We start from the raw sequence: 26,424 nt of genomic DNA on the forward strand, positions 1-26,424 counted from the left end.
GGGTCTCCGTCGAGCTTCAGCGGCGGCGCTTCTTGGTGTCGCGCAGGTCGTGCACACCCTCCGCCGCACGGGGATCCGTATCCTTGGGGAAGATCTCCTGCTTCTGCACCTTCTGGGTGCCGGTGACCGGCAGCGCATCGAGGAAATACAGCCAGCCAGGCGCCTTGTAATAGGCGATCTTCTCCAGGCACCATTCCTGGATTTCCCTTGCGAATTCAGCAGTTGGCGCGATCCCGGCCATGGGCACGACGCAGGCCATCACCTCCTCGTCACGCATCTCGTCGGTCACGGGCATGACGGCCACCTGGGCCACCTTGTCCATGGCCTGAATCGTTGCCTCGATCTCGGCGGCGGCGATGTTCTCGCCCGAGCGGCGGATGATGTTCTTCTTGCGATCGACGAAGAACAGCATGCCGCTCTCGTCCTGGCGCACCGCATCGCCGGTGTGGAACCAGCCGCCCTTCCAGGCCTCCGCCGTCGCCTCCGGATTCTTCAGGTAGCCGGAGAAGAACCCGTGCCGTGGCCCTTCCGGCCCGCCCCAGCGCACCAGCAGTTCGCCTTCCGCGCCGCGCGGAACTTCATTGTCGTCATCATCGACGACCTTCGCCTCCAGCCCGCCAAAGGGCCGCCCGAAGGCGCGGGTGGTGATCTGCCGTGGATCATGGCAATCGCCGAAGATCCGGCCCGTCTCGGTCATGCCCCAGACTTCCACCAGCCTGGTGCCGAACCGTTCCTCGAACAGGGGATGCATCTCCGGTTCCATCCCCGCCCCCAGGGCAAAGCGGCAATTGTGCTGCTTCTCCTCCGGGCACTCCGGCTGCTTCAGCAGCACCGGCGCGACGATGCCCAGGTAATGGAAGGCCGTGGCCCGCAGGTCCACCAGGTCCTTCCACCAGCGGGTCGGATGAAACCGGTCCGGCACCATCAGGCAGTTGCGGCCCAGCATCATGCAGACGAAGGTCACCGCGCCGCAGTTCATGTGGAAGACCGGCAGCGGGTTGTAGAGCCGCTCCACCCCCCGCTCCATCGTGAAGTGGCCACCCATGTTCCAGTACCACTCCCCGGCGTTCAGGAAGTAGAAATTGGTGATGACGCAGCCCTTGGGGCGCCCCGTGGTGCCGGAGGTATAGAACAGCGCCACCTCCGTCTCCGGGCCCGGTTCGCCCGGCGCCGCGCTGGTGGTGGGCCCGGGCAGGGCCGCCGGCAGGTCGTCGGCATTGACCACATGCAGCACCTTCTCCGGCCGGTCGGCGGCAACCGCCTGCATCCGTTCCACCCGATCTGCGATCACCACCGCCAGATCCGCATCCGAATGCTGCATCTGATAAAGGGTTTCATCGTGGGTATAGTCCGGGTTCACCGGCACGCAGGATGCGCCGACCGCGTTCAGCGCCAGCAGGTGAAAGAAATGCTCCGGCCGGTTCTCCATCAGCAGCGCCACCCGGTGACCCAGGCCATAGCCCGCATCCCGGTAGAGCGCCGTCAGCCGTGCGACCGCATCCCGGACCTGACCATAGGTGAACTCGACGCCGTCAGGATGATAGGCGCGCCCCGGATAGGCCGGACAGGCGAGAAAGGCATTGTCCGGCGAATCCGCCGCAGCCTCCTGAAACAGGGCATGGACGGTCTGATGCATTGTCGTGATCCCTCCCCAGGGCGTGAAACCTGCCGAAGCCTATCCCATTCCCGCCAGGGATCACCAGTGCGTCAGAAGGGTTTCAGGATCACCATGAAGACGATGATGATCATCAGCAGCGTCGGAACCTCGTTCAGGATGCGGAAATAGCGCGTCGAGCGCGTATTCTGGTCCGCCTCGAACTCCCGGCGTCGCTTGCTCAGCACCCCGTGCGCCCCCGCCAGCAGGACCACAGCCAGCAGCTTGGTATGCAGCCAGCCGTCCGCCATGGTGAAGATCCCCAGGTCGAAGCCGATCCACAGCATCAGCCCGCCGAAGATGAAACTGGCGATCATCGCCGGGTTGATGATCGCCTTCATCAGCCGCCGTTCCATGACCTTGAAGGTCTCCGAGGTGTCGGAACCCGGCGCCGCATCCACGTGATAGACGAACAGCCGCGGCAGATAGAGCATGCCCACCATCCAGGAGATGACGCTGATGATGTGCAGCGCCTTGAACAGGTCGTAATATTCACTCATCCGTCTGGCTCCGATGATCCCAATGGAACGGTCAGTCGATGGGTCGCCCTCAGACTGCCTTCAGCATCTCCGACAGCTCGGCCACATGTTCCGGCGGTGTTTCCGGCACGAACCCGTGGCCCAGGTTGAAGATGAAGTTGCGGTGACCGAAGCAGTCCAGGATGTGCCGGGTGGCCTGGCGCATCGGCTCGCCGCCGACCATCACCAGACGCGGGTCCAGGTTGCCCTGCACCACCCGGTGCGGCTGCACGTTGGCCGCAACCCATTGCGGGTCCATGCTCCAGTCCACGCTCAGTCCGGCGATCCCCGGAATCCGCGCCGCGTGGGCCAGCGAGGTACCGACACCCCGCGGAAAGCCGATCACCGGAATATCCGGATAGTCGGCATGGATCAGTGCCGCGATCTGCTGCAGCGGCTGGAACACCAGCGGTTCCAGGTATGCATGCGGCAAGGCACCCGCCCAGGTATCGAAAAGCTGCACGGCCTCCGCCCCGGCCGCGATCTGCGCCTTCAGATAGGCCGCCGTGCCCTGCACCAGCAGATCCATCAGCTTCCCGAACCCCTCCGGGTCGCTGAAGGCCCATTGCTTGATGGTCGGATGATCGCGGCTGCCCGATCCCTCCACCATGTAGGTTGCGACAGTCCAGGGCGCACCGGCAAAGCCGATCAGCGCGGTCTCGGCAGGCAGGGAGCGGCTGAGACGGCTGACGGTCTCATAGACCGGTCCCAGGCCCTCGTGCAGGCGGTCCATGTCCAGGGCGGGAATGTCCGCCGTCCGTCGGATCGGTTCCAGCACCGGACCCTCACCGACCCTGAACTCCAGATGCTGGCCCAGCGCCTGGGGCAGCAGCAGGATGTCCGCGAACAGGATCGCCGCATCCATGCCGAAGCGCCGGATCGGCTGCAGGGTGACTTCCTCAGCCAGATCCGGCCGATAGCACAGGTCCAGAAAGTCCCCGGCCTCCGCCCGCGTGGCCCGGTATTCCGGCAGATAGCGTCCGGCCTGGCGCATGAACCAGAAGGGCGGCCGATCAACGGGTTTGCCGTTCAGTGCCGCAAGAAACCGCTTCTCAGTCATCAGATCTCCTGGTGGTGATGCTTGTTGCTGACCCCGGCCAGCACGGTCCGCCGAAAAAGCCGCCAACCCGCTCAGACAGGTTCCAGAGGCACCGTCAGCCGTGTTCCGTCAACCAGGATTCCGCCCCGGTCGCCGATCATGGTGGAGCCATAGCGCTCCGCATAGACATCTGGCAAGGGACGTGCCCCCGGAATTGCCAGCCAGAGCCGCAACAGGTGCCGCTTGCGCTCCGGCTCCGGCCAGTCCTCATAGGCCAGCCGATCGTGCAGGATGGTGTGATTGTGCACGAACTGGATGTCGCCGGGCCGGAACTCCATCTTCAGATGCATCGCCGGATCATTGGCAAGCGCGTCGAAGCGGTCCAGCGCCGCGACCTCCAGGTCCAAAAGGCGGCGCGGCCCCTCCAGCCGGGCGGAGGAGGTGATGTAGCGCCGGGCATAGATCACCGACAGATAGCCTGCGTGATGATTGAACACGGGAATGTCGAACCAGGCCTTCTTGCCCGGGGGAATCTCGCCCCGCCGGTCGGTCGGAAAGCTGCTGAACAAGGCCCGAAGCAGTTCCGGGCAGTCCCGGTGCATTTCATTGTAGATCTGCATCGAGCTGACGATCGCCGACTCTCCGCCTGTCCTGGATGTCCTGAGACAGAGCAGCCCCACCACGTCACAGGAATCCGTATGGAACGTCTGACGCTCCGTGGTCTGGTAGATCCTGACCTTCGGATCGTCCGTCGACAGCCCCAGGTCCCTGACGTGACCCAGCAGGTGCCCCTGCGCATTCTGACTGCGGGGCACGCCCATCAGCAGGCCAAGCCCGTACCACACCGCCGCTGTCTTCTGCATGTCCCAGTCATGGATCGGCAGTCCCCGCGCCAGCACGAACCCCCTTCCAGACAAAAGGGTGTCGCACCAGTCACTGGTCCTGGCGGTCAGCACCGGGTGGTCCAGATCACTCCGCTCCATCCCTGCCAGTGGCTTTCCGCTTGCCAGAAAATCATCGACCCTCTCCGAAAGTGCCGTGATGAAGGGCTTGTCCAGCAGATCGATCCAGCTTTCGGGATGCGGTTGCAGGTCCGCGCCACGCCAGGCGGATGCGCCCGTGATCGGTTCCGGCAGGGCCAGGGTCGCTGTCTCGTTCATGGTCTTCTCTCGGTGATGGAATCCACGCACAGGGTCCTCTCTCTTACTCTTATCTTATAGATAAGAATCTGGAGGTTGTAGCTGGTCGCTGGATAGCGGGGATTGTTTTGTCTCCCGCGGTTGCGCACAGGCTGTTGCCGGATCTTCGGTTTCATCCCCGTATTGCCCGGAATGCCGGCTCCCGGATTCCCGGCCGTTGTCAGCAGATGTCCACAGGCCGGTCGGGAACCTTCATGGTTTCACCCGTTGTTCACCCCGTCCACTGCTTCCCTGACCCGTTGCCCGTTTCCTGTGGGGGCAAACAGGCGGTGCGTTTGCGAAACTGCCCTTCTCTTCCCTCGCATCCGATTCCCCCCGACTGTACATTCCCCTGTGGATCATCTGATCCGGCGGACGGCAGATCGCCCCTCCCGCCCCTATTCCAGCAACGGACGCCAGCACCATGAACAGCTTTCACCTGCATCTGGTCTCCGATTCCACAGGTGAGACCCTGACCGGAATCCTCAATGCCGCGCTGGTGCAGTTTGCCGATGCCAATGCGGTGAAACACCTCTGGCCGATGATCCGCAACCGGGCGCAGATGGAGCTGGTGATTCGCAGCATCCAGGAATCCCCGGGCATCGTGATCTTCACCGTGGTCGATCCCGACCTGCGCCTGTTGCTGGAAGAGGCCTGCCGTCGGCTTGGCGTGCGCAGTGTGGCGGCGCTGGACCCGGTCATGACGGCGCTGGGCAGCTTCCTCGGCGGGGAAACGCGCGGCCGTCCCGGCATCCAGCACGAGATGAACAACGAATATTTCGACCGGATCGAGGCGATGCACTTCACCCTGATCCATGACGACGGCCAGCATGTGGAGGATCTGGATCGTGCGGACGTTGTCCTGGTCGGCGTTTCCCGCACATCGAAGACCCCGACCTGCATGTACCTGGCAAATCGCGGGCTGAAGGCGGCCAATGTCCCCTTCGTGCCGTCCGTTCCCCTGCCCGAGCAGCTGCTGAAACTGCGCAAGCCCCTGGTCGTGGGCCTGACCACATCCTCCGAACGGTTGAGCCAGATCCGGCGCAACCGCCTGCTCAGCCTGCGGGAATCCGGTGACAGCGACTATTCCGACCCGGAGGTCGTCGCCGATGAACTGGCGGAGGCCAAGCGTGTCTTTGCGCGCAATCGCTGGCCCACGATCGATGTGACCCGCAAGTCGATCGAGGAATCCGCCGCGGCGATCCTGTCGCTGTATCACCGCCGCATGAAAGAACAGGCGGTATGACTTCAACGGGACCTACCGGGCTTGTTCTGGCGTCGGGAAGTATGACCCGGCGCCGCCTGCTCGCCGGAACGGGGCTTGCGTTCCAGGTCATCCCGGCGGATGTTGACGAGGCCTCGATCAAGGTGGCCGCGCAGCGGGAGGGCCAGTCGCCGGACCTGATCGCCCGGGCCCTTGCACGCGAAAAAGCGAATGTGATCAATACTCTGCATCCGGAACAGCTTGTCCTGGCGGCGGATCAGGTTCTGGTGGCAGGGGACAGCCTGCTGGACAAACCAGTAGGGCGGGAGGGGTTGAAATCCCATATTACACTGCTGAGTGGCCGGGTTCATTTTCTGATCAATGGCGTCATCCTGATGCGTGCGGGCTCGGTCATGTGGTCCTACTCCGACCGGTGCGAAATGGAAATGCGGCCCCTGTCGGCGGACGAACAGGCCCTCTATGTATCAAACGCACCGGATGCGGTCATGTCGTCGGTTGGCGGTTACAGGATCGAGGCGGAGGGGATACACCTGTTTCAGCGCATGACAGGCGACTGGTCCTCGATCCTGGGCCTGCCTCTGCTGCCCGTGCTGGCGGCACTGCGCCAGGCCGGTATCGCATGGCGCGGGGGAGGCGGGGAGACGGAATGAGACATGTCTGACGATCACATGCGGACGACCGTGCCGGAAGCCGTCGCGGCAGTGCTTGGCTGGCCTGTGGCACACAGCCTGTCGCCGCGCCTGCACGGGTTCTGGTTGCGGGAGCAGGGAATTGCGGGAACCTACCTCGGTCTGCCTGTGACGCCCGAGAATTTCGGGACGGCAGTACATGGGCTGGCCGCCGCGGGGTTCCGGGGCGCCAATGTGACGGTGCCGCACAAGCTGGCGGCGCTGCGGCTGGCGGATGATGTGGATGATGCCGCCCGGGCCATCGGTGCGGTGAACACGCTGGTGTTTCAGCCCGACGGGCGGATCCTGGGACGCAACACGGATGCCTATGGCTTCATGGCCAACCTGCAGCAGGCCGGAGTGGATCCGAAAGTAGGTCCGGGGCTGGTGATCGGGGCCGGCGGGGCCGCGCGTGCCGCTGTCCATGCCCTGCTGGTGGCCGGTTGCCCGCGAATCTATCTGACCAACCGGACCGAGGCCACCGGGTATGCCCTGGCCGAGAGTATGGCTGATGACCGAATTGCGGTCTTGCCCTTCAACTGTCTGAAAAAACTGCCTGATGACATTGTATTGCTCGGCAATACCACCAGCCTTGGTATGGCGGGCAAGGGCGTACTTGATGTGGATCTGGCCGGTCTGGCGGAGACAGCCTGGGTGCATGATATCGTCTATGTGCCGCTGGAAACCCCCTTGTTGCGGTCTGCGCGTCAGCGGGGTCTGAGAACGGTTGACGGGCTGGGCATGCTGTTGCATCAGGCCGTACCGGCGTTCCGCGCCTTCTTCGGGCGTGACGTCGCGGTGACGGACAGCCTGCGGGCGCATGTTCTGGGGGGGAAGTGATGGCATATGTTGTGGCTCTGACCGGGTCCATCGGCATGGGGAAATCCGCGACGGCGGAAATGTTTCGCGCGGCCGGGGTGCCCGTGTGGGATGCCGATGCGGCGGTGCACGAGATCTACGCGAAGGGCGGCCCGGCGGTGGAGCCGGTGCGGGCGCGCTTTCCCGATGCGGTCGTGGACGGTGCCGTTGATCGCGAGCGGCTGAGCGCGGAGGTCGTGGGCAACGATGCCGCCATCCGTGACCTGGAGAAGATCGTGCACCCGCTGGTGGGCGAACACCGGGCGGCCTTCCGGGCGCAGGCGGATGCCGATGGCGCCGACATTGTCGTGGTCGATGTACCGCTGCTGTTCGAGACCGGCGGCGAGAAGAAGGTGGATGCGGTTGTGGTCGTCAGCGCCTCTGCCGAACAGCAGCGCGAGCGGGTGCTGGCACGACCGGGCATGTCAGTGGCCAAGTTCGAGGCGATCCTGGCCCGCCAGACACCGGATGCGGAGAAGCGCGCCCGTGCCGACCACGTGGTCGACACCAGCGTCAGCCTGGCGGAAACGGAGGCGCAGGTCCGGGCGCTGGTGGCTGAGATGCGTGCGAAGCTGGCTGCGCAGGGCTGACAGAAGTCGCGCCGATATGGTAGGTTCCGCGCTGTTGAACACCAGATGATGGGGTCCCCTGATGCGTGAGATCGTTCTGGATACGGAAACCACGGGACTGGATCCGAAGGACGGTCACCGCATCGTCGAGATCGGCTGTCTGGAACTGATCGACCGGGTCTGGAGCGGCGCGACCTACCACCAGTACATCAATCCCGAACGGATGATGGACGAGGGCGCATTCAAGGTGCACGGCATCTCCGACGAGATGCTGCAGGACAAGCCGGTCTTTGCCGACATTGCTGAGGGTTTCATCCGCTTCATCGGTGATGATCCGCTGGTCATCCACAATGCGGCCTTCGACATGAAGTTCCTGAACTGGGAACTGAAGGCCGCCGGGCACAAGGTGCTGCCGATGGACCAGGCCATCGACACGCTGGCCATTGCGCGCAGGAAGTTCCCCGGCTCCCCCGCCAGCCTCGACGCCCTCTGTCGCCGCTTCGACGTCGATACCTCGTCGCGTAACCTGCATGGGGCGCTGATCGACTCCCGCCTGCTCGCCGACGTCTATTATCACCTGGTCAGCGCCACCCAGGCCGGGCTGACCTTCGGCTCTTCGGGTTCCGACAGCGAGGGCGGCACCGTGCGCCGCATTGCACGGGAACCGCGGCCTCACCCGCCCCTGCCGCCGGCGGAGGAGGAAGCGCACCGGGCCTTTCTGCATGCGGCGGTCAAGGAGCCGATCTGGCAGCGCTGAGACCGCTGTCCGCGCCGGAACGGCCCGCGCAAGGGCCTCGCCCGCGTCATTTTCCGTTTGCAGCCCTGCCCGAACGGTGTATGGAAAAGGCAGTTACGGCCCTGCCGTGACACCATCCCTTTCCGGAACCCGACACGCGCCGGCCCTTTGCCAGGCGATCCCGGACTTCCGACATCCGCTGATGAACAGATACCGGGCCCGAATGCGGTCCCGGACCCTGACCCCTTCCAGATTTGATGGTTGCAATGAATCTAGGTGTACTGAAGGCCAAGACTCCCACGGAACTGCTCTCCATGGCCGAAGAGCTGGAGATCGAGAACGCGTCCACCATGCGCAAGCAGGACATGCTGTTCGCGATCCTGAAACAGCTTGCCGAGGACGGTGAGGAAATCACCGGTGTGGGCGTGCTGGAGATCCTTTCCGACGGTTTCGGCTTCCTCCGCTCGCCGGAGGCCAATTACCTGCCCGGTTCCGACGACATCTATGTCAGCCCTACGCAGATCCGCCGTTTCTCGCTGCGCACCGGTGACACGGTCGAGGGCGAGATCCGCGCGCCGAAGGACGGGGAGCGCTATTTCGCGCTGATGAAGGTCTCCCTGATCAATTTCGAGGATCTGGAAGCCGCCCGCCACAAGGTTGCCTTCGACAATCTGACCCCGCTCTACCCGGACGAGCGGCTGCACATGGAGCATGATGATCCGACCAAGAAGGATCGTTCCTCCCGCGTCATCGACCTGGTTGCCCCCATCGGCAAGGGCCAGCGCGGTCTGATCGTCGCGCCGCCGCGTACCGGCAAGACGGTGCTGCTGCAGAACATCGCCCATGCCATCTCCGCCAATCACCCCGACTGCTACCTGATCGTGCTGCTGATCGACGAGCGGCCGGAGGAAGTGACCGACATGCAGCGGTCGGTGAACGGTGAGGTGGTCAGCTCCACCTTCGACGAACCGGCGCAGCGCCATGTGCAGGTCGCCGAGATGGTCATCGAAAAGGCCAAGCGCCTGGTCGAGCACAAGCGTGACGTGGTCATCCTGCTGGATTCCATCACCCGCCTGGCCCGTGCCTACAACACCGTGGTGCCGTCCTCGGGCAAGGTGCTGACCGGTGGTGTCGATGCCAACGCCCTGCAGCGCCCGAAGCGTTTCTTCGGTGCCGCCCGCAACATCGAGGAAGGCGGCTCCCTGACCATCGTCGCCACGGCGCTGATCGATACCGGCAGCCGCATGGACGAGGTCATCTTCGAGGAGTTCAAGGGCACCGGCAACTCGGAGCTGATCCTGGACCGCAAGCTGGCCGACAAGCGCACCTTCCCCGCCATCGACATCACCAAGTCCGGCACCCGCAAGGAAGAGCTGCTGGTGGACAAGGCGGCCCTGACAAAGATGTGGGTCCTGCGCCGCATCCTCGCCCCCATGGGCACCACCGATGCGATGGAATTCCTGCTGTCGAAGCTGAAGGACAGCAAGAACAACGCGGATTTCTTCGATTCCATGAACACCTGACGGTAACGTCCGGTTCCGGTCTTCTCTTGCTTCCCCCCTTGCGGGGGAAGTGGCCGCGTAGCGGTCGATGGGGGGTGGAGCCGAAGGCTGTTGCACCGCGGTGAGATCATGGCGGTTCGGCTTCGCTGATTCACCCCCATCCCGGCCTTCCCCCGTCCAGGGGGAAGGGGTTCAGGCCCGTGTTGCCCTATCCCAGAGCGATACCCTTGGGCAGACCTTCGCCCTGCGGGGTTGCCTGGAAAGGTTCAGTTGCGGCCAGCCGGTCCGAGAGGGCGGTCAGTTTCGGGCAGTCCATGCGGGCAAAGAAGTTGGGGCGCTTCTCGACCCCGAACTGCCAGAACACGGCGACTGTCAGGTCTGCCTGGGTCATGCGGTTCCCCATGAACCAGTCCCCCTGCAACTGCTGCTCCAGCCACCGGAAGCCGTCCACGGTCTGCCGGTCGCACATCTTCGCCCAGGGCCGATGCACCATTTCCGGCGGACGCAGGTGATGTTCGTAGAGGGATGAGACCAGCTTGTCGGTGGCACCGGACGCAACGGCCAGAAGGTTCAGCACCCTGCGCCGTTCCGCTCCCGAAGGCGGTGTCAGCGCCCGCTCCGGACCCGCGAGATCGTCGAGACAGTCGATGATCGTGCTGCTTTCCACGATGGTCTCGCCATCGTCGAGGATCAGAGCAGGGATGCGGCCCAGCGGATTGAAAATCCTCGTGTCGGTGGTTCGATTCCGCCCCTGGGCACCACTTTTAACAATAAAATCGATGGCTTAGCCGAGCGCAATGCGCGCTAAAGTTGTGTAATTCAAAAACACACGTTAAACACACTTTTTGCCGTGTTGCTGACTATTTTGACTGCGGACTCGCTCTGTTGGACACTGTGAAGCTGCTCTGTGCTGTGTTGTCGCAAAAACTTGGAACACTGTGTTGCCCGCTATGTTACCAACACTGTGTTCGCAGTTTGTGGTTCAAACACTGTGTTGGCGGAGTTTTGGGCGGACAGGATTGTGGACATTTATAAGTTGATTGACGACTTTTGGCACATAGCGGGTATTCGCCGCCGATGCGGCTAAGATCAGCTTAAAGCCCAAATTTTCTACGGATCTAGATGCAGCTAATAGCTGGTATCTTGCCTGGCGCTCCACTTCATTCAGAACAAATGCCCGCTTTCACGTAGTCTTCGCCTTGGAAGGCGGATTTATCTGCTTAGATATGAAGAACAGGAGTGTTGCTAACGCAAGCACAGCAACCGAGGCAATTGGCAAAGCAACCGGGCCATAAGCTTCGTAAACAGCGCCACCGCCCGCTGCGCCCAGCCCCTGACCTCCGAAAAACGCAGATGCGTTGAGAGCTAGGGCCAGTTGGGCACGTGCGCCCGCTGTCTCCATCAGCCGCGCCTGCAACGGAGCCAAGCAAAGGGCCCAGCCGACACCAAAGAAAATAAACGCCGGGTATGACAGCCAGTAGAAGTGGGGTGCCGCCCAGAGGATCTGAAAACAAACTGCCGTGAAAGCGAGGCCACCAAGGATTGTACCATCGCGCCCAAGCAAACGCACCAAATGGGAGGAAAAGGCATTGCCAATCACTGAAGCGATACCGGCTGCCAATAGGGCCGTTGTCAGCGCTGTGCGTGGTGCCTCCCCCACCTCGATAAGCCAGAATGCGATCATTGCGTAGGTGATGAAGCCGCCGCAGATCAACAAAAGCGTGGTGGCGATGGTCAGTGATGTGGCACGGTCAGCCAGGACCGCAAGCATAGCCGTAAATGAGGCTCGAGTGCCGCGTACGCCACCAGAAACGCCAATCACCACGCCAAATGCGGCAACAAAAGCTGCACCTCCTGCCACGAACCAGGCAGCGCGCCAGCCAGCTGCCTCGGCCACAGCACTGGAGATTGGCAGGGCCACCACTAATGATGTTGTGAGCCCGCCAAAAACCACAGACATAGCGGCCGGGCGCTGCGCCTCTGTCACCAGTGATGCCGCAATGACTGAGGCCGTGGGCATCACTGAAGCGGCACCTAGGGCCATAGCTACCCGAGCTGCCATTGCCTGCTCCCAGTTTTGCGCAAATCCAAGTGCCATGCCGCCGCAACCTAGCAAGACAAGTGAGACAAATAGCACTGCGCGGCGCTCCCAATGGCCGATCAGAACCTGCGCGACCAAGGCCCCAACCGCAAGCGAGAATGAAAAGGCCCATACCAGCGCGGCGACATCCTCTGCCGATACCCCCAGGCCGGATCGCATCTCAACCTGTACCGCGATAATGGCAAGCGAGCCCCAGCTTGCGCAGAACTGACAGAACCCGAGCAGGATGAGAATTGGCCAAGCACGTCCCATAGTTTTTGATCCCTTCGATCGCTACGCGCATGCTGAAGTCTAGTTTTCTCTTGCCGAAAGTCGCTGCACGTTGTTGCTAATTTTATACTATAGCGTATTTTAATGCCCATGCAAGCTTAAAATACTAACGGGTATTTATTTATGAACACAAAAGGAAACAAACCCGCCCGCGGGCGCCCGAAAACCATGAGCCGGGATCATGTGCTTAAAATCGCGGTGGAAAGCTATTGGGCAGATGGGCCGACGGGCGTTTCGATAAACGAGATTAGCCGCCGCGCTGGTGTGTCCAAGCCTGGCATTTATCGGGAGTTCGGTAACGAAGATGGGCTGAAACAGGCCGCCCTGATAGCATATCAGGCGACCATCCTGGCGCCATTGGTAGATGTTCTCACGGATGATGTTCCCTTTGGTCAAGCCTTGCAAGCGCTCACTGATTTCGTCCTTTTGGACCACAAGGCGCACGGTTTGCCGGATGGCTGCCTTCAGGTTACAATGTGCCGCAGCAAAGATGATCTTGGAATGCTCGCGCGGCAAAGTGCCGACAAGTTCCGGGAACAGACCTTGTGTGGCCTTGAACAGTGGATCGAAAGGGCGAAGTCAAAAGGACAGTTCGCCTCAAACATACCCTCAAGGACGGCAGCCCTTTATATTGATGCTCAGATCGCTAGTGCGATGGAGCTACAGAAACAGGGCGCGGCTCAGGATGAATTAGAGCATGTCTTCAAACTTGCCCTGTCAGTATTTTCCTGAAAAATGGCACCCCTATTCTCGGCCATAGCTGTATTGATTTCTCGAACCAGTCTGGCGAACTTGCCATTGGTGCGCGGGCGAAGAATGACGGTTTCGTTCACAAATAGAAATTACATCTCAGGCTGTCTGAAAATATTTGGAATTTTATTAAAAATGCGTACTACCCCTTTATAGGGGTAGCACTGACATTCATTGACTTCATCGTATCAATCAAATTAAGTAAGTGGAGTGGCTCCAGTCTCCATGCGAATAATCTGTTGGTTTAATTATTGGATTTCATTAAGAGAGTGAGGCGCCACAACTTCTCGACAAGTCAAAGAACCAAGCCCACATAGAGCAGAGCGGTGCATACGAAGGCCGTTACCCAAGCAGCGGTTCGGAACCAAACGATCCCGAGCGCGTAGAGTGCAACATATGCAATTCGAGCGAGCAGAAACGTCAGCATCAGTTGATCAGCCAAATTGTTGGCGGCATCGGACAGGTGGGTCATCAAAACTGCAGGTGCTACCAAAGCGAGCGCAAGCAGCGAGTTATTCGCGGCGCGTTCCATTCGCCCAGCAAGGCCTGTCAGAACGAGATTTTCTCGATTGCCGGCAAGCGTCGATAGCCCGACCTGCTGGGCCGCTACCAAGACTTGGGCCAAGATTACAATAACGACAATCAACCCGTAAATTGCCAGATAGAGCACAAAGTCTTGCATATGTTCGTCCTCCAAACGGTAGGTCTTTGCTATTGTTAACCGACATTCCCCATATGGTTTGCCTTCCGCTACGGTAAGGCCACTGAATGCAACTTTCCAAGCAATTTTCTCCTCTGGCCCTCGTGGGATGCGGCGTGCCGGCCGCGAAGAGCGGCTGAGCAGGTCGATCCAATCGCTTGAGGCTTCGTTCCGCCCGGTTTCGGGCATACCTATCCCGCCGCCACCGAAGCGACTTGCGGTTCTGAGGTCGCCGCCGATCATACTGACACCGTTGCGACCGGCGGGTCGCGCAGGCCGTTGATCAGGCAGAGGATGCCCGCAAAAGTTGCCCGAGGCAGCGCCGCCTCGGCAAACTGGAACACGGCATAGCGGGCGTGGCTCACGAGACGGGCGCCGGTCTTGATCAGTCTCTCGCGCAGCGAGGTCAGAGACCAAGCTCCAATCTCATCGGGTGTCGCCAGCGTGCGCAGGAAGTTGGCGAGGTTGTAGGCCAGCGCGTGAAGCTGCAGCCTGACGGCGTTGGCCGCGAAACGCATGCAAGAGAGCCGCGCCTCCGCCGAATATCGCACCAGCACAGGCTTGAGCACATCTTCCCAGCCATCGGCGCTGTGGACATTGCCCGGCCTCAGAGCGCACCGCTCCAGATCGCCGAACTGGTTGAACACAAACAGCGGGTGCAGGCACTTCTTCTGGAAGTGGCCGTTCCAGACAGCGCCTTCCTGATCGCCATGCGCAGGGCTTTCGGAACTGTCCATGTCGAGGGTGATGCTCTTCAGTGGCCGCCGTTCATGCACCGCGTCGATCCAGCGCCCCGGCAAGTCGACCAGGCTGGCGAGGTTCTCCGGCCGCGTCAGCATCTCCGTCTCGAACCGGCCCATGGCGCTGGCCGACGCCGCACCGCGCTTGACCGCCCGCCCACCGACAAGCTGGCGCATCACTGGATCGCGGCAAAGCCGGTCGGCATCGTTGACGTCCTCGTACCCGGCGAGTCGAGAGAAGACGGACTGGCGCAGGAGGCCGTCGAGGCGATGCCGCCCGTTTCTGCCTGTGCGTGGATCGGCGACCAACTCCGCCGCCAGGACGGTCAGACCGAGGGCGTCATCAAGTTCGCGATGGAGCAGCAGCCCGCCGTCGGAACTGATAGAGGAACTCCGAAACCCCACCTTCACCGAGCGGTCAAATTGCAGCCGCAGAGGCCCCGATCCCGCTTCACCCGTCGCGTCCACCGCCAAATCCGCCCCCAATCACGTTTAACCTATTGTAGAGGCGAGGTTATCACGCTTCAGACGGCGGTGGAAATGGCATCCATCTGGGGAATGCGGGATAAGGATAATCCCGTGGGTGGTCGGGAGGGGGAGAGGGGTGGCCGGGGACCGCAAACAATTCCCGAGAGGGGTGGCACGGTCAGCGAACAAGTCCCCTCAGCGCCAGACCCGCACGGGGAAGGTGGTCATGCCGCGCGAGACGTAGGAATCCGACCAGGTCTGTACCGGTTTCACCGCCTCGATCCGGCTGAAGCGGTTCAGCAGGATGGGGAAGGCGACTTCCGCTTCCAGCTTTGCCAGCGGCGCCCCGATGCAGAAGTGGATGCCGAAGCCGAAGGTGACATGCCGATCGGCGTTGCTGCGGCGCAGGTCCAGCCGGTCGGGATCAGGGAAAACGGTCTCGTCGCGATTGGCGGCGCAGTTCCACAGCCAGATCCGCTGTCCCTTGCGGATCGTCTGGCCGTGCAGTTCCACGTCCTCTGCAGCGATGCGCGGGGATGTCAGGCTGGGCCCGTCGAAGCGCAGCAGTTCCTCCACAGCGTTGCGGGTGAAGCCGATATCGCCGCCATTGGCGCGGAAATCGGCCAACTGGTCGGGATGGTGCAGCAGGGAATGCAGCCCGTTGGCCAGCAACTGTGTCGTGGTTTCATGCCCGGCGAACAGCAGCAGGATGCAACTGGCCACCAGTTCGTCCGCCGTCAGCCGGTCGCCTTCATCGCTGGCGTCGATCATGCCGTCGGTCACCAGCTCACCGGGGTTGGCGCGGCGGTCGTCCAGGAAGCCCTCGAAATAGCTGTTCATCTCCGCCAGCGCCGCCGCCGCGACCTTGTACTTGTCCGGGTTGGTCTTCGACGTCAGGACGAACTGCGCCAGGGCGTCGGACCAGCGTTTCAGGTGCTCCACATCCGGTTGCGGCACGCCGAGCAACAGCGCGATCACGGTCGCGGGCAGGGGATAGGCGAAGGCCTGGTGGAAGTCGATTTCCTCCCCGTCCTTCCAGTCGGCGATCAGCCCCTCCACCATCTCCGCCACCTGTCCGCGCAGGCTCTCGACCCGGCGGCTGGTGAAGGCCTTGTTCATCAGGCCGCGCAGATGGCCGTGGCGCGGCGGATCGTTGAACACGGCCCAATGGCCGATGTGATCGCCGAGAAAGCCGATCTCCTCCCCGTCCGGGCCGTTGCGCATTGCCTCGACAAAGGGGCGGATGCGGTCCGCCGACATGCGCTTGTCGCGGAACCCGTCCCGGACGTCGCCGTAGCGGGTGATGTACCAGGCCCGGCTGACCGGGCTCCAGTGCAGTGGTTCCTGCGCCCGCAGGCCGGCAAGCCCCGGATAGGGATCGACGATGGACTCGGGTGCGTTTGGATCGAAGATGATGCTCATGATGGTCCTCCCCGGCCTGGCAACCCTCCCCGGCTGCCTGCCTCACCAAGCTCTACCGAAATTCCGCCGTTTGTGCCAGTACAGGAACGGCAGGGCGCGCGGCCTGGCGCGGGACGGAGGCAACGGGCGGGCATGATGAAGAAACCCGAAATCGGTATCGGCGCCGTGATCTTTCGCGGTAACGAGGTGTTGATGATCCGGCGCGGCAAGGCGCCACGCAAGGGCGAATGGGCGATTCCGGGCGGGCGTCAGGAGCTCGGCGAGACGGTGGCGGAAGGGGCCATGCGGGAGGTGCTGGAGGAAACCGGCGTCACTTGCCGCATCGCCGGACTGATCGACGTGGTGGACGGGATCAGCCGCCATGAGGACGGGTCACTGATCTATCACTACACCCTGATCGACATGTGGGGCGAATGGCAGGCCGGCGAGGCGGTCGCGGCCAGTGACGCCATGGCGGCCTGCTTCATGCCGCTGAGCGACGTGGCAACGCTGAATCTCTGGCCGGAGACCAGCCGAATCATTGCCATGGCGCAGGATCTGCGGGCCGGAGGAGGTCTGACGCGCTGAGTGCGTCGAGATGTTTGTGGGCCGCACCACCCCTCTCCCCCTCCCGACCACCCACGGGAGTATCCTGAATGGGTGGTCGGGAGGGGGAGAGGGGAGGTCCGGTCGATCGACAGACCGGTGCCACCCACCGGGAACCCGGTTGTGATCCGTGTCACTTGGGTTCCGGGACCAACACCCCATCTATCAGACACACAGGCATTACAGGAAAGACGCACTCCTCCGCCTGAGACGAACAGGACGCCGCCGGTCCCTCCCCGGCGGCGTTTTCGTGTGCGCCGCCCATCTCCGGCATTGACCTGATGGCCTGAAATTCGCATCAATGATGGCCGAAACCAACCAGCACAGATGGCGGAGCGTTCACTTGATCCAGTTGCCCGAGGCGAAGTTCAGGATTGGCGACATCGTGCGTCACCGCCTCTTTCCGTTCCGGGGCGTGATCTACGACGTTGATCCCCAGTTCAACAATACGGAGGAATGGTGGGAATCCATTCCGGCCGACGTGCGGCCGCGCAAGGACCAGCCGTTCTATCATCTGCTGGCGGAGAACGACGAGACCACCTACATCGCCTATGTCTCGGAACAGAACCTGCTCTGGGATGAATCCGGCGACCCGGTGGAACATCCGCAGGTGAACGAGTTCTTCGACAGCATTGAAGACGGACGCTACGTCCCCTTCAGCTCCCGCGCCAACTGAACCGACGCGGCCAGCACCGCCGGGTCAGCGCCTTCCCGGGCTGCGGCCATGCAGCCGGAAGCGGACGAAGGCTGCGCCGTCGATCGCGACCAACCCTTCCTCGACGAAGCCCAGGCGCAGGATCGCTCTCCGGTTCGACCGGTCCGGGGGCAGCAGGGCGGTGATGCTGTCGAGACCCATGGATCCGAAGGCCGCGTCACGAAACAGCCGGAAGATGCGCAGGCCCGCGCCCCAGTGATCCGGGTGCAGCACCAGCGCGAAGTCCGCTTCCCCGTCCTGCGGCTGCAACCCGCCCCAGCCCGCGAACCGGCCGTCGATCAGGATGGCGTGGGGGCCGAACCCGTGACGATCCCACATGGCCTGCTTCGCGGCACGGAAGGCCCGGCAGTCCGGCGCCGAGAACCCGGCAGCCAGCAGGGGCATGTGCCGCCCCACCGCCGGGTCGTTCATCAGGTCGATGATGGCATCTTCGTCGATGTCGGAAAGTCGGGTCAGGCTGATGTCAGCCATCTGCCTCACCTCTCTCAGGCCGCGTCGGCTTCCTGCTGCGCCTGTTCCAGTGCTTCCTCCGCCATCATCCAGGCGGCTTCGGCATTGGCCAGGGCACGTTCGCCATCGGCCTTGGCGCGGGTCAGGCGGGCGACCTCTTCCTGCGGTCCGGCATAGATTTCCGGATCGCGCAGCCGCACCTCGACGCGGGCCAGCATGGCGGAGATCTTCTCCATCTCCTGCTCCGCCGCCTTGACCGCCTTGCGATAGGGCACCAGCCGCTTGCGGGCGTCCGCCGCGGCCTTGCGGGCTTCCTTGCGGTCCGACTTGGATTCGGTCGGGGCGGCCTCGGTCCCCTTGCGGGATTTCCGCTCCTCCGCCGCGTCGCCCAGCGCCTTGCGGCGATAGTCGCTCATGTCGCCGTCGAACGCGGTGACGGTGCCGCCATCCACCAGCCAGAGCCGGTCGGCCACCGCCTCCACCAGATGCGCGTCATGGCTGACCAGGATCACCGCGCCGGGAAAGTCGTTCAGCGACTGGACCAGCGCCTCCCGGCTGTCGATATCCAGATGGTTGGTCGGCTCGTCGAGGATCAGCATGTGCGGTTCGCTCTGCGCCATCAGGCAAAGCGCCAGCCGGGACTTCTCGCCGCCCGAGAGTTCCCCCGCCGGGGTATCCACCCGCTTGGCGTCCAGCCCGAAGCTGTCCAGCCGGGTGCGCAGCCGCTGCTCGGGGTCGTGGGGCCGCACGTCGCGCATGTGCGCCAGGGCGGAGCGGTCGGGCGACAGATCCTCGATCTGATGCTGGGCGAAGAAGCCGATCTTCAGTTTCGACGACCGGCGCACCTCTCCCGATTCCGCCTGCAGCCGTCCGGCGATCAGCTTCGACAGGGTGGACTTGCCGTTGCCATTGGCCCCCAGCAGACCGATGCGGTCATCCTCGTCGATCCTGAGACCCAGACGGCGCAGTACGGGCTTGCCGGGCTCATAGCCGACCGCGGCCCCGTCCATATGCACCACCGGCGGCGACAGTTTCGTCGGTTCCGCGAAGGGAAAACGCGGTGCGCGGTTCTCCATCATGGCGGCCACCGGCTGCATCTTGGCCAGCATCTTCAGGCGGCTCTGTGCCTGCCGCGCCTTGGAGGCCTTGTAGCGGAAGCGGTCGACGAAGGCCTGGATGCGCTCGCGCTCCGCCGACTGGCGGTTGGCCAGCGCCACCTGATGGCGCTGCGCCATGCGGCGGCGTTCCTCGAAGGTGTCATAGCCGCCGGGATAGAGGGTCAGCTTCTGATCGTCCAGGTGCAGGATGTCGGTGACGGCGCGGTTCAGCAGGTCACGGTCATGGCTGACGATGACGATGGTGTGGGGATAGCTCGCCAGGAACCCCTCCAGCCACAGCGCCGCCTCCAGATCCAGATGGTTCGTCGGTTCGTCCAGCAGCAGGATTTCCGGCTCCGAGAACAGGGCTGCCGCCAGCGCGACACGCATCCGCCAGCCGCCGGAGAAGGAATTGCAGGGCAGGTTCTGGCGATCCTCCAGGATGCCGAGACCGGCCAGGATCGTTGCTGCCTTGGCCGGGGCGGCATAGGCACCGATGTCGGCCAGCCGGGTCTGGATCTCCGCGATCCGGTGACCGTCCGTTGCCGTTTCCGCTTCCTGCAGCAGGGTATGGCGCTCGGTATCGGCGGCCAGCACCGCATCGATGGCCGGCAGGTTGCCGCCCGGTGCCTCCTGCGCCACAGCCCCGATGCGCGACCCGCGCGGCACCTCGATCGCGCCACCTTCCAGCCCGATCTCCCCCAGTATCGCGCGCAGCAGGGTGGTCTTGCCGGTGCCGTTGGGTCCGACCAGCCCGACCCGATGCCCGGTGGGCAGCCGCACGCTGGCATTCTGCAGCAGGGTGCGCCCGGCAATACGGATGGTGATGTCGTCCAGGATCAGCATGAAGGGGCTCTCGGGATCGGGTGTGTGTGTGGGAGTCGCTCGCGGGCCGTTCCACCCCTCTTCCCCTCCCGGCCACCCATTTCAGGATACTTGCGTGGGGGGCCGGGAGGGGAAGAGGTGTGGAACGGTCCACAGCCGGACTCCACCGATAGTGCCTCGCGTTATAAGGGCTCAGGCCTGCTGTGCAAGGCGCTCCGCGACAATGGGTGTCACAGGGGGACCCTGCAGGATGGTTGCAGTATCCCCGGGGCCAAGCTATGCAGCGGCGAATCTTCGGAACGGCGCGTCCTGCGCCTTCACCCATCAGACGCAAGGACCAGCACAATGGCTCTGGAACGCACCTTCTCGATCATCAAGCCCGACGCGACCCGCCGCAACCTGACCGGCAAGATCAATGCCCTGATCGAGGATGCCGGCCTGCGCATCGTCGCCCAGCGCCGCATGCAGCTCACCCGCGCCCAGGCGGAAGGCTTCTACGCCGTCCATGCCGAGCGTCCGTTCTTCGGTTCGCTGTGCGAATTCATGACCTCCGGCCCCGTCGTCGTGCAGGTTCTGGAAGGCGAGAATGCCATTGCGAAGTACCGCGAAGTCATGGGCGCAACCAACCCGGAGAATGCCGACGCCGGTACCATCCGCAAGGAATTCGCCGAGTCCATCGAGGCCAACTCCGCGCACGGCTCCGACAGCCCGGAGAACGCCGCCATCGAGATCGCCTACTTCTTCTCGGCCCTCGACATCGTTGGCTGATGAGGCGTTTGTCTGACTGACCGTTCCGCCCCTCTCCCCCTCCCGACCACCCACGGGATTATCCTATTGGGTGGTCGGGAGGGGGAGAGGGGCGGAACGGTCGACAGATCAGCCGGGAGGCAACCATGGTCAAACCCATCGAATATGCGGACGCCAATGCTGAGGTCCGCGCCGTGTTCGACGAGATCATGGCCGCCCGTGGCGTCCAGGACGTCAACAACTTCTGGAAATACCTGGCGCATGACCCGGTGGAGCTGCGCTCCGTCTGGGACACGCTGCGCGATGTGATGGCCGATGGTGCGCTCAGCCCGGAGGTGAAGGAGCTGATCTACGTCGCCGTCTCCATCGCCAACGGCTGCGACTATTGCGTCGCCAGCCACTCCGCCGTCGCCGCGGCCAAGGGCGCGACACCGGACATGCTGAACGAGATGCGCCGCATCGTCGCCATGGCCTCCCGCACCAACGCCCTCGCCGTCGGCCTGCGCGTCCCCGTGGACCCGCAGTTCGAGGGTTGAGGCGTCTTATTTGTTGACCGGACCTCCCCTCTCCCCCTCCCGACCACCCATAAGGATAATCCCGTGGGTGGTCGGGAGGGGGAGAGGGGAGGTCCGGCCCACAGACAATCCTGTTTGTGCCCCACTGAACCCTCCCACCGTGCGCCTGCGCACCCGCTTTTGGCGTCTGACGCGCAAGCTGCCGTCTTACCCCGCCCCGCTCCCTCTGCCATGATCGTCTGATCAGACGCCACGCTGGAGGGATCGCCATGAAATTCTCGCTGATGTACAGCTTCGTGGTGGAGCCGGGCGGGCCGATGAGTCACCTGGAGACCTTCCGGGAGATGGACCGGCTGCTGCCGCTGGCGGAACAGCTCGGCTTTCACGCCTTCCACACCACCGAGCATCATTTCCAGAACAACGGCTGGGCGCCCAACCCGCTGCTGGTGCTGGCCAAGGCCGCCGGTCTGACGACACGGATGCGGCTGGCCACCAACATCATGGTGGTCACCCTATGCCAGCCGCTGCGCCTGCTGGAGGATCTGCTGACGCTGGACAATCTCTCCGGCGGGCGGGTCACGCTGGGCACCTCGCCGGGCTATGTGTCGGAGGAATTCTCCGCCTATGGGGTCACCTACGAGGACCGGTTCCGCCTGCATGAGGAGATCATCGACTTCCTGCAGCAGGGCTGGGCCAATCCGTCGGATGTCGGCTTCGACGGCAAGCTGTTCCAGGTCCCGCCGGTGGCCCTGATGCCGACCCCGGTGCAGCGGGAACTGCCGATCTGGTACGGCGTTTCGGGTCCGAAACTGCTGGCCCGCGCCGCCCGCCGCCGGGTGCCGGTCACGGCCTCCCCGCGTCATGCGCTGGGGGAACTGGTGGAGCATTTCGCGCGCTATGAACAGGTGGCGGCGGAAGTCGGCTATGTGCCGGAGGAGCGTCCCGTGATCCGGGAGGCCTTCGTTGCGCCGACGGTCGCCGAGGCCGAACGGCTGGCCGGTCCGGCGCTGGAGCAGATGTTCAGCCTCTATGCCCGCAAGTCGGCGGAGGGGGAGCGCGGCCTGCGCAACGACAATGGCGATCTGGTGACCGAAGCCTCCGCCGTGAAGTTCCAGAACTTCGCCTCCCGCTACATGGTTGGCGACCCGGAGGTCATGCGCCGCGACATCCAGGAACTCATCGACCGCCTCGCCCCCACCGAGATCGTGCTCCGCATGCAACTCCCCGGCATCCCGACGGACGCCCTGGAACAGTCGCTCCGCCTGTTCGCGAAGGAAGTGATGCCGGCGTTCCGGTAAGGGGTGACAGGATGGCGGACTGGCGTCAGGGCAGCTTCACCGCTCCCGCTTCCGCCAGCGCCGCGATCTCCGCCTCGCCGTAGCCCAGCCCTGCCAGGATCTCCGCGCCCTGTTCGCCGATCTCCGGGGCGTCGGAGATGTCGGCGGGGGACTGCGGGGCGCCGGGGACGCGGACCAGGGGGCTTGGGCCGAAGCCGGGCTGGTCGGCGACCGGGGCGGTATCGGTGGCCTGCACATGCGGGTGGGCCAGCCAGCCGGGCAGGTCCATCACGGGATCGCAGAGGATGTTGCGGGCCTTCAGGATCTCCAGCCATTCGGCGGAGGTCTTCTCCCGGAAGCGGGGCAGGAAGCTGTCACGGATGACGTCCAGATGCTGTCCCCGTTCGGCGAAGGTCTTCAGGCGCGGGTCGGCGCCGATCTCCGGCAGGCCGACGGCGTCGCAGATGATCGGGAACTCGGCATCGCGCACCAGGGTGACGGCGATCCAGCCGTCCGACGTCTGATAGTTGCCGGCGGGCGGGTTGAAGGCCTTCGGCGTCTCCCCGGCGATCGCGGCCTCCAGCACCTTCGGGGCCAGCAGCGCGGCGGCACCGCCCATCAGGCTGATGTCCAGATGCCGTCCCGCGCCGCCGTTGCGGCGGGCGTAGATCGCGGTGGCCACGGCCTGATAGGCGAACAGCCCGGTCAGCGTGTCGATGATGACCGCGCCGACCTTCACCGGGGAGCCGTCCGGCGCGGTGTTCAGGCTCATCAGGCCGGAGAAGGCCTGCGCCACGGTGTCGGTGCAGGCGCGCTCCCGAAAGGGGCCGGTCTGGCCGAAACCGGAGATCGAGGCATAGAGCAGGCCGGGGTTCAGGTCCCGCATCGCGGCATAGCCGACGCCCAGCCGGTCGGCGACTCCGGGGCGAAAGCTCTCCAGCATCACATCGGCCTCCGCCGCCAGCCTGTGCACGATGGCCAGCCCGTCGGCGTGCTTCAGGTCCAGCGCGATGGAGCGCTTGCCGCGGCTGTAGTAGACGCTGTGGGCCGAGTGCTCCCCCCTGTGCACGCCGATGGGGCGGATCCAGTCCCCGGCAAAGGGCTCCACCTTCACCACCTCCGCTCCATAGAGCGCCAGCAGCATGCCGCAGTGCGGGGCCGCGACCCCCTGCGACAGGTCCAGGACCTTCAGGCCCCGGAACGGTGTGGCGTAGTCGGGCGTCTGTTCGGTGTTCATGGTTCTTCCCCCCGCGTGCGGATCATTGCTTGTTCTGTCTCGGGCCTCTATCCGGCCCCACCCTCAGGCAGGCCGGGCCGGGTCCGGTTGTACGGTCTCGACGACCCCCTTCACCTTGCGCTCCCGCCAGGTGATGTAGAAGCCGCCGAAGAAGATCAGGGCGCCGCCGACCCAGACCCAGATGTCCAGCACCTGTGCGAACAGGAAATAGCCCAGCAGGGCGGAGAAGATCAGCTTGCCGAAATCGAACGGCAGCACGGCCGTGGCATCGGCCAGCCGGAAGGCCTGGGTGAAGCTGAGCTGTGCGACGGTACCGACAATGCCGATGGCGACAAGCCACGGCCATTGCTCCGGCGTCGGCCAGGTCCAGACGAAGGCGGCGGCGATGCCGGAGATCGGCCCCATCATCAGCACCATGTAGAGCGCCACCGTGACGGCGGAATCCGTGGCTGTCAGACGCTTGATGATGATCATGGCCACGCCCCAGACCATGGCGGAGCAGAGAATGTAGATCGCGCCGGTGGGGATTTCGGCCACGCCCGGGCGCAGGATGATCAGGGCGCCGACGAAGCCGATGACCAGGGCGGTGGTGCGGTGCACCCGGAACCGCTCCCCCAGGAACAGCACGGCCAGCACGGAGACGAACAGGGGTGCCGTGAAGGTCAGCGCCTGCACCAGCCCCAGCGCGATCCCGGTGGTGATGCCATAGAAGAACAGCAGCATCGCCACCGAATTCACGACAGCGCGCAGCCCGTGCAGCGGCAGCCGCGTGGTGCGGAACGGTGCCAGCCCGTGCCGCATCAGGATCGGCAGCAGGGCGAAGAAGCCGAAGAAATTGCGGAAGAATGCGATCTCGAACCCGTGCATTCCGGTGTTGCCCAGGTACTGGATCATGGCGTGCATGACACTGAAGCACAGTGTCGAGAACAACATGAAGCCGGCACCGGCAAGGGTATTGGACTGGTTCAAGCTGATGTTCCTGAAGGGGGAGGCAGTTCAGACAGATGTATTAGTCCGAAACGGCGCAGGGCAGAAGGGGCAACAGCGCAGGGCTGGCCCCCACTGAAACACCCGGTTCAGCGATCACCCGCGCCGGCCCGGCCGCCACCGTCGCCTCGGACCCCTCAGGCCGGGCGGTCTCCGGCCAGGGTGATGCGATGCATGATGCGGCGGTAGCCGTGATAGTCGTTGACCGGATTGTGCTGGGCGCAGCGGTTGTCCCAGAAGGCGATGGCCCCGGGCGACCAGGTGAAGCGGCAGGTGAATTCGGGCCGGATCTGGTGCTGGAACAGATAGTCCAGGATCGGCTTGCTCTCGGCCTCCGTCATGCCGTCGAAACGCACCGTGTGGGCGACATTGACGAACAGCGCCTTGCGACCGGTTTCGGGATGGGTCCGGACTGCCGGATGGCAGGACAGGTAATCCTTGCCCGCCTCCGCCGTGCCGCCGGACCTGATGCGGTCCTCCCGCGTCTTTGAAACATCTGCCTTGGCGGAGCTGTGAATGGCCGTCAGCCCGTCCAACAGACCCTGGAAGGTCGGACTGAGCGCCTCGTAGGCCAGATACTGGTTGGCGAACAGGGTGTCGCCGCCCTGGGGCGGGATCTCGCGGGCGAGCAGCATGCTGCCCATCGGAGGTTCGTCCAGATAGACCGTGTCGGAATGCCAGATGCCGCCGAAGTTGGTGGTCTCCCCCTCCAGCTTCGCCACCTCGATGATCTGCGGGAATGCGTCCAGCCCCTTCACGAAGGGATATTCGACCGGGTCGCCGAAGGCCCTGGCAAAGGCCAGAAAGCGCGCCGGTTCGATCGGCTGGTCCCGCAGGAAGATCACCAGATGATCCAGCAGGGCCTGTCGCAACGCCGCGATGGTGTCGGTGGCGAGGTCGCGCGAAAGGTCGACGCCGGAAATTTCCGCGCCGAGGGCTCCGGCAACCCGCCGGACCACAAGGGGTTCACTCATTGGTTCAGATTTCCCTGTCCTTCAGTGCCTTCTCGATTTCCTCGGCACGCTTGCGGACCTCCGCCATGTGCGGGTTGATCAGCAGGGCCTCGCGGAAGGCCTGCAGCGCCGCCTCCGGCTGTTCGATCCGATCATAGATCATGCCCAGGCCGGAAAGGGCACCGAAATGGCGCGGCTCCAGATCCAGCACCTTCTGGATATCCTCGATGGAGCCGACGTAGTTCTTGCGCATGAACCGCAGGGTGGCCCGGCGGTTCCAGCCCTCCGCGAACTCCGGCGCCAGTTCGACCGCGGCATCAAGCTGTTCCTCCGCCTGGCCATAGAGACCCATCTGCATGGCTTCGCGGGAATCCACAAGCAGCAGGTCCACCATGTCGCTGCCGGACTCGAACCAGACCTCCCAGATCCGGTTCTGCACCAGCATCGCCGACTTGCCCTGTGCGGCCTGAAGATCGGCAAACAGACTGTCCAGCACCGGATCGCGCTGATCGGCCTTCACCCCCGCCCCCAGGGCGAGGCCGAAAGCGATGATCAGGCAGGTGAGCAGGCTCTGAATTCGGAACATGAAGATATTTTGCCACGATCCGCCCCCGATCAGAAGACCCGTCGGTTCACAA

At 63.8% G+C, this 26,424-nt stretch carries 27 protein-coding genes and 1 tRNA gene; 13 read left to right on the forward strand and 15 right to left on the reverse strand.

Features of this window, described 5'->3' with window-relative positions; translation table 11 throughout:
- Positions 1-16: 16 nt before the first annotated feature.
- From QGV54_RS18125 to QGV54_RS18140, 4 genes are all read right to left on the reverse strand, one after another.
- The gene (locus QGV54_RS18125; RefSeq protein WP_281019240.1) at positions 17-1,636 is read right to left on the reverse strand and encodes an AMP-binding protein; all 1,620 of its coding nucleotides are present in this window, start codon (positions 1,634-1,636) and stop codon (positions 17-19) included.
- A gap of 71 nt (positions 1,637-1,707) precedes the next feature.
- Complete coding sequence (gene hemJ / locus QGV54_RS18130) at positions 1,708-2,154, reverse strand: protoporphyrinogen oxidase HemJ (protein WP_281019239.1); 447 nt, start codon at positions 2,152-2,154, stop codon at positions 1,708-1,710.
- Between the two features lie 49 nt (positions 2,155-2,203).
- The gene (gene hemE, locus QGV54_RS18135) at positions 2,204-3,232 is read right to left on the reverse strand and encodes a uroporphyrinogen decarboxylase (RefSeq protein ID WP_281019238.1); all 1,029 of its coding nucleotides are present in this window, start codon (positions 3,230-3,232) and stop codon (positions 2,204-2,206) included.
- Positions 3,233-3,303: 71 nt separating this feature from the next.
- Positions 3,304-4,371 (reverse strand): TauD/TfdA family dioxygenase, encoded by a 1,068-nt coding sequence (locus tag QGV54_RS18140; protein WP_281019237.1) that lies wholly within the window; start codon positions 4,369-4,371, stop codon positions 3,304-3,306.
- Positions 4,372-4,813: 442 nt separating this feature from the next.
- Between QGV54_RS18140 and QGV54_RS18145 the strand changes: the two genes are divergently transcribed.
- From QGV54_RS18145 to rho, 6 genes are all read left to right on the forward strand, one after another.
- The gene (locus tag QGV54_RS18145) at positions 4,814-5,635 is read left to right on the forward strand and encodes a pyruvate, water dikinase regulatory protein (protein WP_281019236.1); all 822 of its coding nucleotides are present in this window, start codon (positions 4,814-4,816) and stop codon (positions 5,633-5,635) included.
- Positions 5,636-5,676: 41 nt separating this feature from the next.
- Complete coding sequence (locus QGV54_RS18150; protein WP_348638764.1) at positions 5,677-6,264, forward strand: Maf family protein; 588 nt, start codon at positions 5,677-5,679, stop codon at positions 6,262-6,264.
- A 3-nt stretch (positions 6,265-6,267) separates the two neighbouring features.
- Complete coding sequence (locus tag QGV54_RS18155) at positions 6,268-7,122, forward strand: shikimate dehydrogenase (protein ID WP_281019234.1); 855 nt, start codon at positions 6,268-6,270, stop codon at positions 7,120-7,122.
- Entirely contained in the window at positions 7,122-7,730 is a 609-nt protein-coding gene (gene coaE, locus QGV54_RS18160) for a dephospho-CoA kinase (protein WP_281019233.1), read from the forward strand. Before QGV54_RS18155 ends, coaE begins: the two co-directional genes overlap by 1 nt.
- Before the next feature lie 61 nt (positions 7,731-7,791).
- The gene (gene dnaQ / locus QGV54_RS18165) at positions 7,792-8,466 is read left to right on the forward strand and encodes a DNA polymerase III subunit epsilon (protein ID WP_281019232.1); all 675 of its coding nucleotides are present in this window, start codon (positions 7,792-7,794) and stop codon (positions 8,464-8,466) included.
- Positions 8,467-8,711: 245 nt separating this feature from the next.
- Positions 8,712-9,968, forward strand: coding sequence for a transcription termination factor Rho (rho, locus tag QGV54_RS18170; protein WP_281019231.1), 1,257 nt, complete (start codon positions 8,712-8,714; stop codon positions 9,966-9,968).
- A 187-nt stretch (positions 9,969-10,155) separates the two neighbouring features.
- On the opposite strand, the gene QGV54_RS19855 is transcribed toward rho, so the two are convergent.
- Entirely contained in the window at positions 10,156-10,440 is a 285-nt protein-coding gene (locus tag QGV54_RS19855; protein WP_348638795.1) for a glutathione S-transferase family protein, read from the reverse strand.
- A gap of 199 nt (positions 10,441-10,639) precedes the next feature.
- Between QGV54_RS19855 and QGV54_RS18180 the strand changes: the two genes are divergently transcribed.
- Positions 10,640-10,708: transfer RNA gene (locus QGV54_RS18180), tRNA-Phe, on the forward strand.
- Between the two features lie 422 nt (positions 10,709-11,130).
- Here the strand turns inward: QGV54_RS18180 and QGV54_RS18185 are convergent.
- On the reverse strand, positions 11,131-12,300 hold the full coding sequence (locus QGV54_RS18185) for an MFS transporter (RefSeq protein ID WP_281019230.1): 1,170 nt from the start codon (positions 12,298-12,300) through the stop codon (positions 11,131-11,133).
- Positions 12,301-12,486: 186 nt separating this feature from the next.
- On the opposite strand from QGV54_RS18185, the gene QGV54_RS18190 reads away from it, so the two are divergent.
- A complete protein-coding gene (locus QGV54_RS18190) occupies positions 12,487-13,050 on the forward strand; it encodes a TetR/AcrR family transcriptional regulator (RefSeq protein ID WP_281019229.1) in 564 nt (187 codons plus the stop codon).
- A gap of 313 nt (positions 13,051-13,363) precedes the next feature.
- Here the strand turns inward: QGV54_RS18190 and QGV54_RS18195 are convergent, their stop codons facing one another.
- The 3 genes from QGV54_RS18195 to QGV54_RS18205 form a co-directional block, all read right to left on the reverse strand.
- Positions 13,364-14,011 (reverse strand): MAPEG family protein, encoded by a 648-nt coding sequence (locus QGV54_RS18195; RefSeq protein ID WP_281019228.1) that lies wholly within the window; start codon positions 14,009-14,011, stop codon positions 13,364-13,366.
- A complete protein-coding gene (locus QGV54_RS18200; protein WP_281019853.1) occupies positions 14,008-14,976 on the reverse strand; it encodes a transposase in 969 nt (322 codons plus the stop codon). Before QGV54_RS18200 ends, QGV54_RS18195 begins: the two co-directional genes overlap by 4 nt.
- 195 nt (positions 14,977-15,171) lie before the next feature.
- Entirely contained in the window at positions 15,172-16,398 is a 1,227-nt protein-coding gene (locus QGV54_RS18205; protein WP_281019227.1) for a cytochrome P450, read from the reverse strand.
- Between the two features lie 132 nt (positions 16,399-16,530).
- Here QGV54_RS18205 and QGV54_RS18210 point away from each other — a divergent pair, with 132 nt between their 5' ends.
- Positions 16,531-16,965 carry an NUDIX hydrolase gene (locus QGV54_RS18210; RefSeq protein WP_281019226.1) on the forward strand — a complete coding sequence of 145 codons (435 nt, stop codon included), beginning with the start codon at positions 16,531-16,533 and terminating at the stop codon, positions 16,963-16,965.
- A 370-nt stretch (positions 16,966-17,335) separates the two neighbouring features.
- On the forward strand, positions 17,336-17,659 hold the full coding sequence (gene hspQ / locus QGV54_RS18215; RefSeq protein ID WP_348637674.1) for a heat shock protein HspQ: 324 nt from the start codon (positions 17,336-17,338) through the stop codon (positions 17,657-17,659).
- Between the two features lie 24 nt (positions 17,660-17,683).
- Here hspQ and QGV54_RS18220 read toward each other — a convergent pair whose 3' ends face one another.
- Positions 17,684-18,169 carry a GNAT family N-acetyltransferase gene (locus QGV54_RS18220; protein WP_281019224.1) on the reverse strand — a complete coding sequence of 162 codons (486 nt, stop codon included), beginning with the start codon at positions 18,167-18,169 and terminating at the stop codon, positions 17,684-17,686.
- A 14-nt stretch (positions 18,170-18,183) separates the two neighbouring features.
- Complete coding sequence (locus tag QGV54_RS18225; RefSeq protein ID WP_281019223.1) at positions 18,184-20,091, reverse strand: ABC-F family ATP-binding cassette domain-containing protein; 1,908 nt, start codon at positions 20,089-20,091, stop codon at positions 18,184-18,186.
- Between the two features lie 324 nt (positions 20,092-20,415).
- On the opposite strand from QGV54_RS18225, the gene ndk reads away from it, so the two are divergent.
- The 3 genes from ndk to QGV54_RS18240 all read left to right on the forward strand — a co-directional run bounded on the left by ndk (position 20,416) and on the right by QGV54_RS18240 (position 22,630).
- On the forward strand, positions 20,416-20,838 hold the full coding sequence (gene ndk, locus QGV54_RS18230; protein WP_281019222.1) for a nucleoside-diphosphate kinase: 423 nt from the start codon (positions 20,416-20,418) through the stop codon (positions 20,836-20,838).
- Positions 20,839-20,963: 125 nt separating this feature from the next.
- The gene (locus QGV54_RS18235; RefSeq protein WP_281019221.1) at positions 20,964-21,353 is read left to right on the forward strand and encodes a carboxymuconolactone decarboxylase family protein; all 390 of its coding nucleotides are present in this window, start codon (positions 20,964-20,966) and stop codon (positions 21,351-21,353) included.
- Positions 21,354-21,601: 248 nt separating this feature from the next.
- Positions 21,602-22,630: an LLM class flavin-dependent oxidoreductase gene (locus tag QGV54_RS18240; RefSeq protein WP_281019220.1), complete on the forward strand. Its 1,029-nt coding sequence runs from the start codon at positions 21,602-21,604 to the stop codon at positions 22,628-22,630.
- Between the two features lie 25 nt (positions 22,631-22,655).
- Here QGV54_RS18240 and QGV54_RS18245 read toward each other — a convergent pair whose 3' ends face one another.
- The 4 genes from QGV54_RS18245 to QGV54_RS18260 all read right to left on the reverse strand — a co-directional run bounded on the left by QGV54_RS18245 (position 22,656) and on the right by QGV54_RS18260 (position 26,372).
- Entirely contained in the window at positions 22,656-23,846 is a 1,191-nt protein-coding gene (locus QGV54_RS18245; RefSeq protein ID WP_281019219.1) for a CoA transferase, read from the reverse strand.
- Positions 23,847-23,909: 63 nt separating this feature from the next.
- Entirely contained in the window at positions 23,910-24,815 is a 906-nt protein-coding gene (locus QGV54_RS18250; protein WP_281019218.1) for a DMT family transporter, read from the reverse strand.
- Between the two features lie 155 nt (positions 24,816-24,970).
- Positions 24,971-25,807, reverse strand: coding sequence for a TauD/TfdA family dioxygenase (locus QGV54_RS18255; RefSeq protein WP_281019217.1), 837 nt, complete (start codon positions 25,805-25,807; stop codon positions 24,971-24,973).
- A 4-nt stretch (positions 25,808-25,811) separates the two neighbouring features.
- On the reverse strand, positions 25,812-26,372 hold the full coding sequence (locus QGV54_RS18260; RefSeq protein ID WP_281019216.1) for a tetratricopeptide repeat protein: 561 nt from the start codon (positions 26,370-26,372) through the stop codon (positions 25,812-25,814).
- Between the last annotated feature and the right edge of the window lie 52 nt (positions 26,373-26,424).

This window comes from Minwuia sp. IMCC3060 (assembly GCF_029909435.1).
Taxonomy (GTDB): domain Bacteria; phylum Pseudomonadota; class Alphaproteobacteria; order Minwuiales; family Minwuiaceae; genus Minwuia.

Bases quoted from the DNA above. Each gene is read 5' to 3' on its own strand.
- hemJ (WP_281019239.1), bottom strand. From the start codon at position 2,154: ATGAGTGAATATTACGACCTGTTCAAGGCGCTGCACATCATCAGCGTC.
- QGV54_RS18225 (WP_281019223.1), bottom strand. From the start codon at position 20,091: ATGCTGATCCTGGACGACATCACCATCCGTATTGCCGGGCGCACCCTG.
- QGV54_RS18245 (WP_281019219.1), bottom strand. From the start codon at position 23,846: ATGAACACCGAACAGACGCCCGACTACGCCACACCGTTCCGGGGCCTG.
- QGV54_RS18145 (WP_281019236.1), top strand. From the start codon at position 4,814: ATGAACAGCTTTCACCTGCATCTGGTCTCCGATTCCACAGGTGAGACC.
- QGV54_RS18240 (WP_281019220.1), top strand. From the start codon at position 21,602: ATGAAATTCTCGCTGATGTACAGCTTCGTGGTGGAGCCGGGCGGGCCG.
- dnaQ (WP_281019232.1), top strand. From the start codon at position 7,792: ATGCGTGAGATCGTTCTGGATACGGAAACCACGGGACTGGATCCGAAG.
- hemE (WP_281019238.1), bottom strand. From the start codon at position 3,232: ATGACTGAGAAGCGGTTTCTTGCGGCACTGAACGGCAAACCCGTTGAT.
- QGV54_RS18255 (WP_281019217.1), bottom strand. From the start codon at position 25,807: ATGAGTGAACCCCTTGTGGTCCGGCGGGTTGCCGGAGCCCTCGGCGCG.
- QGV54_RS18235 (WP_281019221.1), top strand. From the start codon at position 20,964: ATGGTCAAACCCATCGAATATGCGGACGCCAATGCTGAGGTCCGCGCC.
- QGV54_RS18260 (WP_281019216.1), bottom strand. From the start codon at position 26,372: ATGTTCCGAATTCAGAGCCTGCTCACCTGCCTGATCATCGCTTTCGGC.
- QGV54_RS18220 (WP_281019224.1), bottom strand. From the start codon at position 18,169: ATGGCTGACATCAGCCTGACCCGACTTTCCGACATCGACGAAGATGCC.
- rho (WP_281019231.1), top strand. From the start codon at position 8,712: ATGAATCTAGGTGTACTGAAGGCCAAGACTCCCACGGAACTGCTCTCC.
- QGV54_RS18140 (WP_281019237.1), bottom strand. From the start codon at position 4,371: ATGAACGAGACAGCGACCCTGGCCCTGCCGGAACCGATCACGGGCGCA.
- QGV54_RS18205 (WP_281019227.1), bottom strand. From the start codon at position 16,398: ATGAGCATCATCTTCGATCCAAACGCACCCGAGTCCATCGTCGATCCC.
- QGV54_RS18125 (WP_281019240.1), bottom strand. From the start codon at position 1,636: ATGCATCAGACCGTCCATGCCCTGTTTCAGGAGGCTGCGGCGGATTCG.
- QGV54_RS18155 (WP_281019234.1), top strand. From the start codon at position 6,268: ATGTCTGACGATCACATGCGGACGACCGTGCCGGAAGCCGTCGCGGCA.
- coaE (WP_281019233.1), top strand. From the start codon at position 7,122: ATGGCATATGTTGTGGCTCTGACCGGGTCCATCGGCATGGGGAAATCC.
- QGV54_RS18210 (WP_281019226.1), top strand. From the start codon at position 16,531: ATGATGAAGAAACCCGAAATCGGTATCGGCGCCGTGATCTTTCGCGGT.
- QGV54_RS18190 (WP_281019229.1), top strand. From the start codon at position 12,487: ATGAGCCGGGATCATGTGCTTAAAATCGCGGTGGAAAGCTATTGGGCA.
- QGV54_RS18195 (WP_281019228.1), bottom strand. From the start codon at position 14,011: ATGATCGGCGGCGACCTCAGAACCGCAAGTCGCTTCGGTGGCGGCGGG.
- QGV54_RS18150 (WP_348638764.1), top strand. From the start codon at position 5,677: ATGACCCGGCGCCGCCTGCTCGCCGGAACGGGGCTTGCGTTCCAGGTC.
- ndk (WP_281019222.1), top strand. From the start codon at position 20,416: ATGGCTCTGGAACGCACCTTCTCGATCATCAAGCCCGACGCGACCCGC.
- QGV54_RS18185 (WP_281019230.1), bottom strand. From the start codon at position 12,300: ATGGGACGTGCTTGGCCAATTCTCATCCTGCTCGGGTTCTGTCAGTTC.
- QGV54_RS19855 (WP_348638795.1), bottom strand. From the start codon at position 10,440: ATGGTGCATCGGCCCTGGGCGAAGATGTGCGACCGGCAGACCGTGGAC.